Source organism: Pseudomonas sp. S3_C06 (genome assembly GCF_054667675.1).
The window spans coordinates 2160219-2174622 of the sequence record NZ_CP162747.1; the positions used below are offsets into that span (position 1 = coordinate 2160219).

Annotated in this window: 11 protein-coding genes, 6 tRNA genes and 1 pseudogene; 6 read left to right on the plus strand and 12 right to left on the minus strand. The window is 59.1% G+C overall.

The window, feature by feature from the left end; genetic code table 11:
• Positions 1-9: 9 nt before the first annotated feature.
• Positions 10-669, minus strand: coding sequence for a transglutaminase-like domain-containing protein (locus tag AB4N44_RS09410; RefSeq protein ID WP_127929349.1), 660 nt, complete (start codon positions 667-669; stop codon positions 10-12).
• 248 nt (positions 670-917) lie between these two features.
• Here AB4N44_RS09410 and AB4N44_RS09415 point away from each other — a divergent pair, with 248 nt between their 5' ends.
• Both AB4N44_RS09415 and AB4N44_RS09420 read left to right on the plus strand, forming a co-directional pair.
• The gene (locus tag AB4N44_RS09415) at positions 918-3365 is read left to right on the plus strand and encodes an acyl-CoA dehydrogenase (RefSeq protein WP_127929350.1); all 2448 of its coding nucleotides are present in this window, start codon (positions 918-920) and stop codon (positions 3363-3365) included.
• A 74-nt stretch (positions 3366-3439) separates the two neighbouring features.
• A complete protein-coding gene (locus tag AB4N44_RS09420; protein ID WP_103307272.1) occupies positions 3440-3847 on the plus strand; it encodes a PA2817 family protein in 408 nt (135 codons plus the stop codon).
• Between the two features lie 63 nt (positions 3848-3910).
• Here the strand turns inward: AB4N44_RS09420 and AB4N44_RS09425 are convergent, their stop codons facing one another.
• Complete coding sequence (locus tag AB4N44_RS09425) at positions 3911-4909, minus strand: LysR family transcriptional regulator (RefSeq protein WP_127929351.1); 999 nt, start codon at positions 4907-4909, stop codon at positions 3911-3913.
• Between the two features lie 90 nt (positions 4910-4999).
• Between AB4N44_RS09425 and AB4N44_RS09430 the strand changes: the two genes are divergently transcribed.
• The 3 genes from AB4N44_RS09430 to AB4N44_RS09440 all read left to right on the plus strand — a co-directional run bounded on the left by AB4N44_RS09430 (position 5000) and on the right by AB4N44_RS09440 (position 7125).
• Positions 5000-5626 (plus strand): alanyl-tRNA editing protein, encoded by a 627-nt coding sequence (locus AB4N44_RS09430; RefSeq protein WP_460109154.1) that lies wholly within the window; start codon positions 5000-5002, stop codon positions 5624-5626.
• A gap of 88 nt (positions 5627-5714) precedes the next feature.
• A complete protein-coding gene (locus AB4N44_RS09435) occupies positions 5715-6485 on the plus strand; it encodes a 2OG-Fe(II) oxygenase (RefSeq protein ID WP_127929353.1) in 771 nt (256 codons plus the stop codon).
• A gap of 1 nt (position 6486) precedes the next feature.
• Positions 6487-7125, plus strand: a complete 639-nt coding sequence (locus AB4N44_RS09440; protein ID WP_460158207.1) for a LysE family translocator — start codon at positions 6487-6489, stop codon at positions 7123-7125.
• 127 nt (positions 7126-7252) lie between these two features.
• On the opposite strand, the gene AB4N44_RS09445 is transcribed toward AB4N44_RS09440, so the two are convergent.
• The 6 genes from AB4N44_RS09445 to AB4N44_RS09470 form a co-directional block, all read right to left on the minus strand.
• Positions 7253-7328 (minus strand) — tRNA-Gly (locus tag AB4N44_RS09445).
• A 2-nt stretch (positions 7329-7330) separates the two neighbouring features.
• A tRNA-Glu gene (locus AB4N44_RS09450) sits at positions 7331-7406 on the minus strand.
• Between the two features lie 57 nt (positions 7407-7463).
• Positions 7464-7539 (minus strand) — tRNA-Gly (locus tag AB4N44_RS09455).
• Between the two features lie 3 nt (positions 7540-7542).
• A tRNA-Glu gene (locus AB4N44_RS09460) sits at positions 7543-7618 on the minus strand.
• Positions 7619-7722: 104 nt separating this feature from the next.
• Positions 7723-7798: transfer RNA gene (locus AB4N44_RS09465), tRNA-Gly, on the minus strand.
• Positions 7799-7800: 2 nt separating this feature from the next.
• Positions 7801-7876, minus strand: a tRNA-Glu gene (locus tag AB4N44_RS09470).
• Positions 7877-8259: 383 nt separating this feature from the next.
• Between AB4N44_RS09470 and AB4N44_RS09475 the strand changes: the two genes are divergently transcribed.
• Entirely contained in the window at positions 8260-9018 is a 759-nt protein-coding gene (locus tag AB4N44_RS09475) for a hypothetical protein (RefSeq protein WP_460109151.1), read from the plus strand.
• 906 nt (positions 9019-9924) lie between these two features.
• Here AB4N44_RS09475 and AB4N44_RS09480 read toward each other — a convergent pair.
• The 4 genes and pseudogenes from AB4N44_RS09480 to AB4N44_RS09495 form a co-directional block, all read right to left on the minus strand.
• Positions 9925-10806, minus strand: a complete 882-nt coding sequence (locus tag AB4N44_RS09480) for a methyl-accepting chemotaxis protein (protein ID WP_410479234.1) — start codon at positions 10804-10806, stop codon at positions 9925-9927.
• A 27-nt stretch (positions 10807-10833) separates the two neighbouring features.
• Positions 10834-11892, minus strand: a pseudogene (locus AB4N44_RS09485) (methyl-accepting chemotaxis protein); the annotation flags it as partial.
• A 109-nt stretch (positions 11893-12001) separates the two neighbouring features.
• The gene (locus AB4N44_RS09490; RefSeq protein WP_127929357.1) at positions 12002-13402 is read right to left on the minus strand and encodes an aminotransferase-like domain-containing protein; all 1401 of its coding nucleotides are present in this window, start codon (positions 13400-13402) and stop codon (positions 12002-12004) included.
• Positions 13403-13592: 190 nt separating this feature from the next.
• The gene (locus AB4N44_RS09495) at positions 13593-14354 is read right to left on the minus strand and encodes an SDR family oxidoreductase (protein ID WP_016983635.1); all 762 of its coding nucleotides are present in this window, start codon (positions 14352-14354) and stop codon (positions 13593-13595) included.
• Positions 14355-14404 lie beyond the last annotated feature (50 nt).

Here is a 14404-nt window from a genome sequence, read left to right on the forward strand (position 1 = left end):
TACGCCGGATCAGACCCGGCTCAAATCACTCTGCATATCGCCCAGCAATGGCGGCTGCTGATCGGTGAACAGGTGCGGATAGCACTTTTGCAGATGCTCGAAGAAGAAGGTTTCCGGGACGTCGGCGAATTGGCCGTGATCGACCAGATACTCCATCAACTGTGCCCCATCGCGGTTAAACGGGTGGAAAACGCTGTCGTTGATACCGTCGAACTCCAGCGGCGCGACATTGAACAACTCGCAGAGCTTCTGGTTGAACGCCGGCGTGGCCTTGACCCAGCGACCCTCTAGAAAAAACTCGGTATAGCCGTGCATGGCGAACATATCGCTTTTCAATAACTCGAGCAGACGCGGGGTCGACAGGTGATTTTTCACATCGGCCAGACCGATCCGCGCCGCGATTCCGCAATGCCGCGCGCAGCCCGCCAGCAGCGTGGCTTTCGGTACGCAATAACTCTCCCCCGTCGCCAGCGCATAACTGCCGCGCAAGGTCTGCGGATCACGGCTGAAGGTATAGGGGTTGTAGCGCACGGCCTCACGCACCGCGTAATAAAGACTGATCGCCTGCGCGAGCGGATCGCGGCTGGCACCACGGTGCTGTTCGGCGAACTCCACCACCGCCGGGTGGTCACTATCGATGAAGCGGCCGGGGCTCAGATATTCGTGCATGACGACAATCTCCTGGGTGAGCCCCGAGTCTAGCGATAGCGTCAGCACAGAGATAACGACGTTTCGGCCAAACTTGGACGCAAAGGCGCGGATTGATCGAACGATTTCCCACACGTGTTGCCCACCGAACCTACGAAAACCATCCGGGGTTTCCCACGATTTCAATCACCTTGGTCTGACCACCCGGTTTTACAGATGCGGTCTAAGCTCTGGAGGGTCGATTTGCCTTGGTTCACGGAGGACTGAATATGCTGTTGTTGTGGATACTGGTTTTGATCGTTGGCGTGGCGTATCTCGCCCACCGGCGTATCGCCCCGCTGCCCGCGTTGGGCATCGTTGCCGTCTACCTCTTGGCGATGGGGATATTCAGTCACGCACCGGGCTGGCTGTTGCTGGTGTTCTGGGTACTGCTGGCGGTGGTCGCTGCACCGTTGCTGCTGCCCGACCTGCGCCGCAAGCATTTCACGGCGCCGCTGTTCAGCTGGTTCCAGAAAACCCTGCCACCGATGTCGCAGACCGAACGCGACGCGATCGACGCCGGCACCGTGTGGTGGGATGGCGAGCTGTTCAGCGGTCGTCCGGACTGGGACAAACTGCTGGCCTATCCGAAGGTGCAACTGAGCGAAGAAGAGCAAGCGTTCATTGACGGCCCGACCGAGGAACTCTGCGCCATGGTCACCGACTGGCAGATCGGCCAGTCGATGGACCTGCCGCCCGAAGCCTGGACGCACATCAAGGAACACGGCTTTTTTGCCCTGATCATTCCGAAAGAATTTGGCGGTAAAGGCTTCTCGGCCTACGCCCACTCGCAAGTGGCAATGAAACTCGCCACCCGCAGCGGTGACCTCGCCTCCACCGTCATGGTGCCGAACTCACTCGGCCCGGCCGAACTGCTGCTGCACTACGGCACCGACGAGCAACGCAATCACTACCTGCCACGCCTGGCCCGTGGCGATGACATTCCGTGCTTCGCCCTCACCGGCCCGCTCGCTGGCTCCGATGCCGGGGCGATGCCCGACACCGGGATCATCTGCAAAGGTCAGTGGGAAGGTCAGGAAGTCATTGGCCTGCGCCTGAACTGGGAAAAGCGTTACATCACCCTCGGCCCGGTTGCCACACTCCTCGGCCTGGCGTTCAAGGCGTATGACCCGGAGCATCTGCTGGGTGACAAAGAGGACCTCGGCATCAGCCTGGCGCTGATTCCGACCGATACCGCCGGCGTGGAGATCGGTCGTCGCCACCTGCCATTGGGTGCGGCGTTCATGAACGGTCCGAACTCGGGCAAGGACGTGTTCATCCCGCTGGACTTCCTCATCGGCGGTCAGGAAATGCTCGGCAAGGGCTGGATGATGCTGATGAACTGCCTGTCGGTCGGCCGTTCGATCTCGTTGCCGGCAGTCGGCACAGGTGCGGCCAAGTTCACCAGTCTGGTCACCGGCCAATACGCGCAGATTCGTGAACAGTTCAACGTGCCATTGTCGGCATTTGAGGGCATTCAGGAAGCGATGGCACGCATCGGTGGCAACGCGTGGATGATGGACGCGGCGCGGATGCTCACTGCCAACGCGGTGGACCTCGGCGAAAAACCCTCGGTGCTGTCGGCGATCCTCAAGTATCACCTGACCGAGCGCGGTCGCGAGTGCATCAGCCACGCCATGGACGTCCACGGCGGGAAAGCGATCATCATGGGCCCGAACAATTACCTCGGGCGCAGCTGGAACGGTGCACCGATCTTCATCACCGTGGAAGGCGCGAACATTCTCTCGCGCAACCTGATGATCTTCGGTCAGGGCGCGATTCGCTGCCATCCGTTCGTACTGAAGGAAATGGCTCTGGCCGGTCGTGAGGACAAGGATCAGGCACTGAAAGAGTTCGACGGCCTGCTGCTCAAACACATAGGTTTCGCCGTGAGCAACGCCGCCAGCACGCTCGTGCTGAACCTCGGCTTCGGCCACTTCGAACATGCGCCGGGCGACAAGATCAGTCAGGGTTATTTCCGCGCACTCAATCGTCAGGCAGCGGCATTCGCCATGCTCGCCGACTTCAGCATGATGTTGCTCGGCGGCGAATTGAAACGTCGTGAACGTCTGTCGGCACGCTTGGGTGATGTGCTGAGTAATCTGTATCTGGCCTCTGCCGCACTCAAGCGTTACCACGATCTGGATTCGCCGGCCTACATGGAACCGCTCTTCCGTTGGGCGATGGAAGAAAGCCTCGGCCAATCGGAACGGGCACTGGATGAGTTGCTGCGCAACTTCCCGAACAAGGTATTCGGCTGCCTGCTGCGAGGCATTGTGTTTCCGTTCGGCCGTCGTCACAAAGGCCCGTCGGACAAACTCGGGGCCGAAGTGGCTGGCGTCATTGGTCGCGCCAAGGGCGATCCGGCCCTGGAAGAACTGCTTGCCGGTTGCTATCGCCCACAGTCTGCAGACGATGCAGTCGGCGCGTTGCAACACGCCAGCGATCTGCTGAATGCCGCACAGCCGCTGCACAAAAAACTGCACACCTCGCTGAAAAGCGGTCAGGTGAAACCGGTCGCGGGCGAACACGCCATCGATGCGGCGCTGGAGGCCGGGGTGTTGCAACCGGTAGAAGCGCAGAGCTTGCGTGATGCCGAAGCGGCGCGACGCAAGGTGATCGATGTCGATGATTTCGACAAAGAAGAACTGAAACAGGCAGAGGGCAAAGTCCGCTGATCCTGACAAGCATGTCCAAGAGGGCGCAGGGGCTTTATACTCCCGCGCCCGTTTTGCTCTTGAGGACTTATCTCGTGTCCAACGTCGTTGCCGACCATCTTGTTTTGCTCGACCACCTGCGCAGTATCCTGGTCGCCGTAGGTGAGGCCGAACAGGTTCCTGAAGAAAGCCATGCCTTGTTCCTGGAGCGCTTCGACGAACTGCTGGCATCGCTGCCGATCGATCCGATCGAAAGCCAATACCTGGGCCAGGACATCCTGACTCAAGTGATTACCCGTTACCCGCAAATCGCCCATCTGATACCGCGCGACTTGCTGTGGTTCTTCGCCGGCGACTGCCTGCACTACCTGTCCGATGAAGAGATCGACATGTATCAGGCCCTCGAAGAGCGTCGCTACGAAGCCGAACAGAACGACGAACCGTTCGACTGGAATCAGGAAAAGCAGCTGATGGCGATGTCCGCTCAGGACAGCAAGCACTGATTTTCGCTCTGCTACGAACAGGCCCGCACGGTGATCCATGCGGGCCTTTTCTTTGCGCGGGCGTTAAAGCAAGCCTTCGCTTTCGGGCAATTCGTACTCCATCGATACTTTGCTCCCTTCGCCCGACTTGCCCGGCTTGCTCAGGGTCGGCTCCTTTTGCAGACACTCCACCAGGAAATCGATAAACACCCGCAACTTCGGTGGCAGATACCGCGTCGGCGAATGCAGCAACCACAGCCCGCCGTGATAGGACGCAAGGAACGTCCAGTCCGGCAACACCTGCACAATCAACTTCTGCTCAAGTGCATAGCGGGCGGTGAAGTACGGCAGGCTGCCGATGCCGATGTGCTGCAACACCGCGCCCAATCGCACGCCGGTGTGATTGGCGGCATAGCGACCGCGCACACCCACCGTCACAGCCTTGCTGCCTTTCTTGAATTTCCAGCGCGCGTCGCTCGGGGTTTCGCCCAGATAGATACAGCTGTGATTGAGCAAGTCATGAGGGTGAGTCGGCGTACCGTGTTCGGCCAGATACTGCGGCGTCGCGCAGAGCAAATGGTCGATCGTCAGTAGCTGTCGACCGACCAGCCCGGCCGGTGGCCGATCCGTGATGCGAATGGCCAGATCAACATGATCGTCGATCAGATCGACCTGACGATCTTCCAGCAGCAACTCGACATCGACCTTGGGATAACGCCGCAGAAATTCCGGCATATGCGGATGAATCACAAAGCGCCCCACCGCTTTCGGCACGCTGACCCGCACCAGGCCTTCGGCTTCATGGGTGAACTGACCGCTGATTTCCATGACGGACTTGGCTGCGCTGACCATTTCCTGACAGCGCTTGAACACCTCCTCGCCGCCGTCACTCAGGCGCAGTTTGCGCGTGGTGCGCTGCAGCAATCGTGTGGCCAGGGCTTTTTCCAGGCGCGAAATACTGCGACTCACCGCTGACGGCGATGAACCCAGTTGCCGAGCCGCTTCAGAAAAGCTGCCGGTCTCCACGACCTTGACGAAAATCGCCATTTCACCGAGCAGCGGTAGCGGCAGATTGATGCTCACAGCGCACAAGTCCTTTGATGTTTGAACGGATTATCACGTTATTACACGATTCATATAATAAAAACAGAAACTTTAATAAGGGCATGGAATATGACGCTTCGCCTCTTTTTCCATAGTGATGACCTCAAGGCCAATGTGGAAGTCCTCGACTGCACGCCCCAAGAGAACGAATTTGCCGTGGTGCTGCGCGCCACATTGTTCCATCCGCAAGGTGGCGGTCAGCCGTGTGATACCGGCTGGATCGGCGAGAGCCAGGTACTGCGTGTAGTGCAGGAGCCGGACCGGATCATTCATTTTGTCGATCGACCGGTGGCGCTCGGCATGACCTGCATCCGCATCGACGAGGAGCGCCGTCGCTTCAACACACGCATGCATTCGGCCGGACATCTGATCGGGCATTTCGTGCAAGCCCTGGGCTGGACGCCGATCAAGGCACACCACTGGCCGGACGAAGGTCGAGTGCAATTCAAGCCCGGCGATGCCGCGCAGGAAGTCGACGCAGAGTCCGTTCAATACGGCATTGGTCAGTGGATCGAGCATGATCTACCGCGCCTGACGTCGCTGCGCGAAGGCGCGCGGGAAATCGGTTTTGGTGAACTGCCCGCCTACGGCTGCGGCGGCACCCATGTACGTAGCCTGAAGGATCTGGGCACAGTCACGATCGCGGCCCTTTCGCAGAAGAAAGGCACGTTGTCCGTCCACTACAGCGTGGATTGAGCATTTCGGACGCTGCCTCACACAGCGTCCGTCGCCGGGGAACTGCACTCGCAGCTTCCGTAGACTATCGATAGATGGACCTAAAAAAATGATGCTAGACGTCGAGCGTCTCGATGAGACGTGCATAAAAAAACTGGCCAACGAAGAAGTCCTCGCCATCCGCGTCAAAGGCTTTTTGCCTGAGCCACTGGCCATTCAGATTGGCGACAAGATTCTCGCTCCAGGCTTTGAGGGTTACATCAACGCGCCGAGTATCGGCCGCATCGGCATGGCTTTTTATGAGGCGGAAAACCAGCCGCTGCTGATCGAGGATTACTTCGAACGCGCCACCAGCAACATCGCCGAACTGCGCAATCGCTGCGCGCCCTACTCCTCACCCATCGATACCTTGCGCTGCATGCTCGACGAATCCTGGCCGGCCGGCGCGCATCTGGAAAATCTTTATGGCCGGAAAATGTATGTCGGCCTCTCACGAGTAGTGAAACCGGGGGTGTGCTTCCTCGCCCATCACGACATTTTCGCCAAGGATGCCCCGGACAGCTTCCAGGCACGCAGCCTGGAGGCGCAGTTTGCCTGCAACGTCTATCTGAACATGCCGACCGAAGGCGGCGCGCTGCAGGTGTGGGACGACGACATCACCCCGGACCAATTCGACGAGATGCGTGGCGACAGTTACGGCATCGAACCGGCGCTGCTCGGCCCTCCCGCCCTCGAAGTGAGACCGCAACCCGGCGATTTCATCATGTTCAATTCGCGGCGCATGCACTCGGTGACCCCAGGCGTGGCCGATCCGCGCTTGAGCCTGTCCTTTTTTGTCGGCTATCGCGGCAATGCTTCACCCCTGACCTACTGGAGCTGAGATGTATTCGAATTATCTGGGCGAGTTTCTGGCGCTGGCAACCATTCACTTTCTGGCCGTGGTTGCTCCCGGCCCGGACTTCGCAGTCACGATTCGCCAAAGCGTACGCTTTGGCCGATTGGTGGGGATCTGCACGGCGCTGGGTATCGGTGCAGGGATTTCCGTGCACGTGCTCTACACACTGCTGGGGGTCGGGGCATTGATGCACACCACCCCGTGGTTGCTGACCGTGGCCAAAGTGGTTGGCGGTGCCTACATCCTGTATCTGGGTGTCAGCCTGCTGCGCAGCAAACCGAAATCGTCCCTTGAAGGCGAGAAAACCAGCGAGGAACCGGTAGTTGAACAAACCTTGTTCAAAGCCTTCAGCACCGGTTTTCTGACCAATGCGACCAACCCCAAAGCCACGCTGTTTTTCCTGGCCATTTTCACCACGATCATCAGCGCCAGCACCCCCCTGCAAATCCAGGCCTTTTACGGTTTGTGGATGTGCTTTGTGAATGCGCTGTGGTTTGTTGTGGTCGCGCTGTTTTTCTCGAGCAATCGGGTTCGAGTGCTGTTCATGCGCATGGGGCATTGGTTCGAACGCACCATGGGAGTGGTGCTGATCCTGTTTGCCGGTCGCTTGATGCTGTCCTGGTAGCAGACGCAAAAACGCAAAAAGGCCCACCGAATCACTTCGGCGGGCCTTTTTCTTTAGCGCTGACAGCACAGCCACAAATCCCGCGCATACAAAAATGCCGCTCTATTGAGCGGCGTTTTTGTGAATATGGAGCGGGAAACGAGACTCGAACTCGCGACCCCGACCTTGGCAAGGTCGTGCTCTACCAACTGAGCTATTCCCGCAATGGCGTCCCCTAGGGGACTCGAACCCCTGTTACCGCCGTGAAAGGGCGGTGTCCTAGGCCACTAGACGAAGGGGACACAGGCTACAACTTTCACTAATAAAAACGCCGCTCACTGAGCGGCGCTTTTAGAATTTGGAGCGGGAAACGAGACTCGAACTCGCGACCCCGACCTTGGCAAGGTCGTGCTCTACCAACTGAGCTATTCCCGCAAATGGCGTCCCCTAGGGGACTCGAACCCCTGTTACCGCCGTGAAAGGGCGGTGTCCTAGGCCACTAGACGAAGGGGACACGCTACCCGGAACACATGGTGTGTGTTTCGGTGTCCAGATCCTTGCCCGAAGACTTGGTTCTGGTTTCACTCAGCACCGCCCGAAAGCACTGCTGTTTAAAATTGGAGCGGGAAACGAGACTCGAACTCGCGACCCCGACCTTGGCAAGGTCGTGCTCTACCAACTGAGCTATTCCCGCATTGGCGTCCCCTAGGGGACTCGAACCCCTGTTACCGCCGTGAAAGGGCGGTGTCCTAGGCCACTAGACGAAGGGGACACACTACAACATTCACTCCCTGCCGCGCTTCGCTGTGTGCTTTACGCTGCAAGTGGCGCGCATTCTATGGATGGATTGAGAGGTCGTCAACCCCTTGATATAAATTTATTTAAATCAATGACTTCGACCTGCTTTACGGCGGCAATCAGGCTTTTCCGTCGCCCGACGATTGACGCCTATATTCCGCCACTCGCCAAGACGCTATAGTCCACCCACAGTGATGGCAATCTGAACCCGCAGCGCCAGCATTCATATAAGCAGCGTGCGGCCGATACAGATTGAACCTGCCGAACCAACCAGTCGAGCGGCGCTAGGCGGTTAAATGCCCAGTCACTACACTCGCATGCGAACCCTATAAAGAGGTCTTACCGGTGACACCACTCATGATCACCCTGCTAGTCATAGCCGGGATCGCAATTCTGATCGCCATTGGCTACATGAACCATGTGGTGGAAAACAACAAACTGGAGAAGGCCCGCACCAAGGTCGAACTCAACGACCGCCTGCGCCGTTGCGGCGAACTGACCGAAACCTTCCCGGGCCAGTTCATGACCCCGGCACTCAAGCTGCTGCTGACCCGTCTGGAACTGAACGTCTGCCAGCGCCTGCTGAACCTGGAAAAAACCAGCGCCACCACCAAAGCGCGCATCACCGAACTGAGCGCCCTGGTCGCCCAAGGCGAATCGATCCCGGTCAACAACCCGCCGTCGCCGATTCTGACCGAAGCCAAAGCCAAAGACGTGCGCTTCCTGCTCGAAGCCCTCCACGGCCAAATCACCCGTGCCGCTCACGACGGCTTCCTGCCACCGAACGAAGCCAAACACTGGATTCGCGAAGTCCGCCACATTCTGGTGTTGCTGCACATCGAGTTCTTCAATAACCTCGGCCAACAGTCCCTGCAACAAAACCAGCCCGGCCAGGCCCGCCTCGCCTTCGAACGCGGCGTGCAATACCTGCGCAAACAGCAGGATCCACAGATGTATGCAGAGCAACTGCAATACCTGGAAAAACTGCTGGTCCGCGCCAACGCCCAAGTCATGGACAAAATCGCACCGGTTGAAGGTGAAGAGAACCAACTGACTGCCGGCCTCAAAGATGTCGAGGCCGATGCGGACTGGAAAAAGAAAGTGATATACGACTGATTGCAGAAGTTGAAAGAGAAGCCACCGAGAGGTGGCTTTTTTGTGGGCTCGCGGGAGTGAACACGATAGACGCCCGGTGAATGTGAGAACGCTTTCGCGAGCAGGCTCGCTCCCACATGGTTTGAGCACATCTGACAGAGATTGGTCGGCTGTCAGGCCGCTTTCGCGAGCAAGCTCGCTCCCACAGGGTTTGAGTACATCCGGCAGAGATGGGTTGGCCGCCAGGCCGAGATCGCGAGCAGGCTCACTCCTACAATGGGATTGAGCACATCTGACAGAGCTTGGTCGGCTGTCAGGCCGCCTTCGCGAGCAGGCTCGCTCCCACAGGGTTTGAGTACATCCGGCAGAGATGGGTTGGCCGCCAAGCCGCTATCGCGAGCAGGCTCACTCCTACAATGGGGTTGAGCAAATCTGACAGAGCTTGGTCGGCTGTCAGGCCGCCTTCGCCGGAACACCGCCCGGAGCAAGCTTGTTCCCACAAAAGAGCAAGAGCAGACCGTGCATCGCTTCTGCTTCTCACCACTCAACAGGATGAGCGTTAGCTCGGCTGCAGCTCTTGATCTTAAGGCCCGTCGGCAGGCTGAGTGGAGGGATTGATCCGGGGGTGGGAGCGCAGCGACCGTTCGACGAAGTCGAACACATCGAGAGGAGGTGCAGCGAAGCAAACCGTAGGCGATGCCCCCGGATCGATCCCGGAGCGAAGGAACCCCGAGCCCCAGCGAGCGGGCCGAACGTCAGGGCAAAGACCTTTGGTTACTTTGGGGCGTTTGCCAAAGTGACCCGCCGTAAGGGCGGAACCCTAATCAGCAACACCCACAGCAACGGATATACACCCAAAACTCCAAGAGCCTGGTCGGCCCAAAGGCCGCCAAGCCCAAAGCGTCAAAGCGTCAAAGCGTCAAAGCGTCAAAGCCGAAAATGCCCAACCATCCCCCGCAACTCACTCCCCAACTGCGCCAGCTCAACACTCGAAGCCGCATTCCCGCGCATCGCGATCGACGACTGATCCGCACTTGCGCGAATACTCGTCACACTGCGATTGATCTCCTCCGCCACCGAACTCTGCTCCTCGGCCGCCGCCGCAATCTGCTGATTCATCTGCTGAATCAACGACACCGCCGCCGCAATACTCCCCAGCGCACTCTCGGTCTGCAACGCATCACTGACCGCCAGCTTCACCAACTCCCCGCTGCTCTGGATCTGCTGCACCGAAGCATGCGCCGCCGAGCGCAGCGCACTGACCAGCCGTTCAATTTCCTCAGTCGATTGCTGCGTGCGCCGAGCCAATGCACGTACCTCATCGGCCACCACCGCAAAGCCCCTGCCCTGCTCACCTGCCCGTGCTGCCTCAATCGCAGCATTCAACGCCAACAGATTGGTCTGTTCGGCGACACTCTTGATCACTCCCAGCACCGTGCCGATATTCTGGATTTCCGCACTGAGGCTTTCGATGCTGGAACTGGCCGATGTCGCCGAGTCGGCCAATTGTTCGATCCGTGCCATGCTCTGGCGCACCACCTGCTGACCACTCTCGACCTTGTCATCCGCCGTCTGCGCGGCCAGCGCCGCTTCTTCGGCGTTGCGCGCAACGTCATGCACGGTGGCGGTCATCTGGTTCATCGCCGTGGCGACCTGCTCGGTTTCCTCCTTTTGGCTGCTGACCTCGAGGTTGGTCTGCTCAGTGACCGTCGACAACGATTGCGCCGAACTGGCCAGTTGCTCGATCCCCGCCTGCAAACCACTGACGATGGTGCTCAGACCCGCGCCCATCTGTTGCATCGCCAGCATCAACTGACCGATCTCGTCGCGCCGGGTCACTTCCACCGTTGCACTCAAGTCACCAGCGGCAATCTGCTGGGCGACCCGAATCACGCTGCGCAATGGCGCGACGATCAGTCGGGTAATCAGCCACGCCGCGAGCAAGCCGACCAACAACGCCAGCGCCGATGAACCAATGATCAACAGCGAGTTTTTCTTCAGTTCCGCCTGCATCGCGCCGTCTTCAGCGACATACGCCTGATTCACCCGCTCGACCACTTGGTCGGCACGCTGGTGCAATTGCTCGTAGACGGTCTTTTCCTGCGCGAGCAATCCGGTGTACTCGGCCAGTTTGTCGTTGAAACCGGCGATATGCCCGGACACTTCATTGAGCACGGTCAGGTAACCCTCGTCCTTGACCGTGGTTTTCAGTTCTTCGGCCTGCGTCTGGGCCTGTGCGGCCTGTTCGATATTGCCTTTGCCGGCACCGTCGGCATCGCCCTTGCGGCTTTGATCCAGACGAATCCGCGCTTCGTTCATTGCCTGCAGCATCAAGCGCGAAACCTGACTGACCTGACTGGCCTGTTCGATGAACTGCGCCCCGTCCTTGCCCTCGGTGTCCTTCAAGGTATATGCACCGTCGTCGGCAAGCCCGGCCTGCAAGACATCAAGATTATTGGCCACACTGGACACCGACCAACTGGCCATTTCCAGCGCGAGGTCCTTGGCCTGAGTCAACGACACAAACTCGTCGAACGCCTTGCGATAAGCGCCGAGCGACTGCTGCACATCATTCATGACCGGCACATTGGCCGCCGACTGCGCTTTGAGCTGATCAGCCAGAGCAACCAGTTCGTCGACGCCCTTACGCAGGGCATCGGCCGTCTTCGGATCGCCTCGCAAGGCATATTCCTGCTCGAGCAGGCGCACTTTGAGCAGGCCACTGTTAAGCGAGGACATCTGTTTCAGACCATCGAAACGATGACTGATGGTTTGCAGGGACCAGACGCCAATGGCCGCCACCAGCGCGGTCAGAAGCAAAACCAATACAAACCCGATACCCAGTTTTTTTGCCATACCGAGGTTGGCAAAACGTCCTTGCATGGCCGAAATCATTGCGCGTAGTCCCCTGCCATTGTCAGTAGAGCGAAGAGTCGCAACGGCCACTCACCCGCACAAGTCTCTGGCGTCGGAATAATGGCAAAAAGCTACGCCCGCGTCGTTTTCAGAACACTTGAGGTCGATCCGCACCGGTGTTGCGGAAAAACTGCCGAGCGCGCGGGTCGCAGGCGTACGCGACGTTAATCCGCAGCCAGTCGCCCGCCTCGCCACTGGGGCTGAAGGCATCCGGCGCTGACAGCAACACGCCACAGCGCTGCGCCTGCCGGCGTATTCGAGAATGATCGGTCATGCGCGAACGCGCCCAGATGAAAAGCCCGCCTGCAGGTTTGCCGAAAACCTCCCAATCGGCATCCTCCAGGGCCTGCAAAGCGGCAGCCCGGTCAGCATTCAGGCGTTGACGCTGGCGCTGTACCAGTTTGCGGTAAGCGCCACAACCCATCAGGCTGGCCAGTACCGCCTCGGAAAACCTTGATGCGCCCAAGCCGCTGATCATCTTGACCTGCGCCAGCCGCCTGACAATTTCGCTGTCGGCGAAGACGAACCCGACCCGTAACGAACTGCTGAGGGTCTTGGAAAAACTGCCCACGTAGATGACCCGTCCCTCATCGTCCAGCGCTGCCAGTCGTGTACCGTTACCGGTGTGCAAGTCCGCGTAGACATCGTCTTCGATCAAGCGCACATCGTAGGCTTTGCTCAGTTGCAGGATGCGTTGCGCCACGCTTGGCGACAGGCAACTGCCGGTGGGGTTGTGATGATGACTGTTGATGAACACCGCACCTGGCCGAAACTGTTGCAGCAAAGCCTCCAGTGCGTCGATGTCCGGCCCGGTCGGGGTGCGGCGCACCTCAAGCATGCGCACGCCATGCAGGCGCAGCAGGTCGAACAGCGGCGCATACCCGGGGGTTTCGACCACCACGCAGTCACCGGCCTTGAACAAGGTGCGCACGATAAGATCCAGCGCATGGCTGGCGCCACAGGTACTCAGCAACTGCGAACTGCGGGCCTCGATACTGAACAGCTTGAGGCGTTTGACGATCTGCTCGCGCAACGCTGGAAGTCCTAATGGCGTGCTGTAGTTGAACAGGCTGGCCATGTCGGTGCGAGCCACCTCGCGCAGCGCATAGCTGAGGTCGTCAGGCTCGCGCCAGCTTTGCGGCAGACCTCCGGCCCCCAGTTTCAAGCCGCCTGCGGCCTCGCAGACTGCATCGCACCAGGCAAACCGGCCTTCGAATGGCGCCAGTTCATCCTCTGCACCCAGCATCGCTGGCGCGGCAGCGACGATGAACCCGGTGCCTTGGCATGAGCTCAAAACACCCTGCGATACCAGCCGTTCACACGCCTCGACAACACACGACTGGCTGAGCAGATTGCCTCGAGCAATTTGCCGAACCGAAGGCAAACGGGTAGCCGGCGGCACACCACTTTGCAGGATCCACTCCGTCAGTCCGTCAACAATCTGCTGCACGACCGGCACCATTGCCTGTCGATCAATTCTCAATTCCATGAGCAAGCAAACTCCTGTCCGTTTTGCTGGCGGCAGTAAATCACAGCCGCGCCGGACAGGCTGTGCGACAACGCCGCCAAAAGCGACCGTTCTAACGGTTTGATACACATTGTTTAAGGGGCTTCACGGAACTGACCGTGATTCAAAAAAAAGCCCGCAAGGAATGCGGGCTGTTTTTCCTGAGTTCAGTTCAGAATGCGGTGACTCCGCCGTCCACGGCCAGCGAGTGACCGGTGGTGAATGCTGCACCGTCGCTGCACAGATACAACACGGCACTGGCGATTTCCTCGACTTTGCCGATACGACCGACCGGGTGCATGGCGTTGGCGAACTCGCCCTTCTTCGGATCGGCCTCATAGGCACGGCGGAACATGTCGGTGTCGATCACCGCCGGACACACCGCGTTGACGCGGATTTTCTTCTTCGCGTATTCGATGGCCGCCGATTTGGTCAAACCGATCACCGCGTGCTTCGACGCCGCATAGATGCTCATCTTCGGTGCCGCGCCCAGTCCCGCTACCGAGGCGGTGTTGACGATCGCCCCGCCGCCCTGCGCCAGCAACAGTGGCAGTTGATACTTCATGCACAGCCAGACGCCTTTGACGTTGACCCCCATGATCGCGTCGAACTCATCCATCGAGCCGTCGGCCAGTTTGCCTTTTTCGATTTCGATGCCGGCATTGTTGAAGGCATAGTCCAGACGGCCGTAGGTATTGATGACCTCGTCCATCAGATTTTTCACTTCGCTTTCGACGGTCACGTTGCAACGCACGAACGTCGCTTCGCCACCGGCGGTACGAATCAACGCGACTGTGCCTTCGCCCCCTGCCGCATCCAGGTCGGCGACCACCACTTTCAGGCCCTCGGCGGCGAACGCCTGCGCGGTCGCACGGCCGATGCCGTTGGCCGCGCCAGTGACTACGGCAACCTGACCGGAAAACGTCATGCTCATTGTTATGTCCTCGAAGGGCTAGATGCAGGGGATTTGTAGATTCGCAGCAT

What these genes read in the sequence shown, in the direction of transcription:
- AB4N44_RS09410 (WP_127929349.1), bottom strand. Translation starts at nt 669, where the DNA reads ATGCACGAATATCTGAGCCCCGGCCGCTTCATCGATAGTGACCACCCG.
- AB4N44_RS09415 (WP_127929350.1), top strand. Translation starts at nt 918, where the DNA reads ATGCTGTTGTTGTGGATACTGGTTTTGATCGTTGGCGTGGCGTATCTC.
- AB4N44_RS09430 (WP_460109154.1), top strand. Translation starts at nt 5,000, where the DNA reads ATGACGCTTCGCCTCTTTTTCCATAGTGATGACCTCAAGGCCAATGTG.
- AB4N44_RS09435 (WP_127929353.1), top strand. Translation starts at nt 5,715, where the DNA reads ATGATGCTAGACGTCGAGCGTCTCGATGAGACGTGCATAAAAAAACTG.
- AB4N44_RS09440 (WP_460158207.1), top strand. Translation starts at nt 6,487, where the DNA reads ATGTATTCGAATTATCTGGGCGAGTTTCTGGCGCTGGCAACCATTCAC.
- AB4N44_RS09475 (WP_460109151.1), top strand. Translation starts at nt 8,260, where the DNA reads ATGATCACCCTGCTAGTCATAGCCGGGATCGCAATTCTGATCGCCATT.
- AB4N44_RS09480 (WP_410479234.1), bottom strand. Translation starts at nt 10,806, where the DNA reads ATGCTGGCGATGCAACAGATGGGCGCGGGTCTGAGCACCATCGTCAGT.
- AB4N44_RS09490 (WP_127929357.1), bottom strand. Translation starts at nt 13,402, where the DNA reads ATGGAATTGAGAATTGATCGACAGGCAATGGTGCCGGTCGTGCAGCAG.
- AB4N44_RS09495 (WP_016983635.1), bottom strand. Translation starts at nt 14,354, where the DNA reads ATGAGCATGACGTTTTCCGGTCAGGTTGCCGTAGTCACTGGCGCGGCC.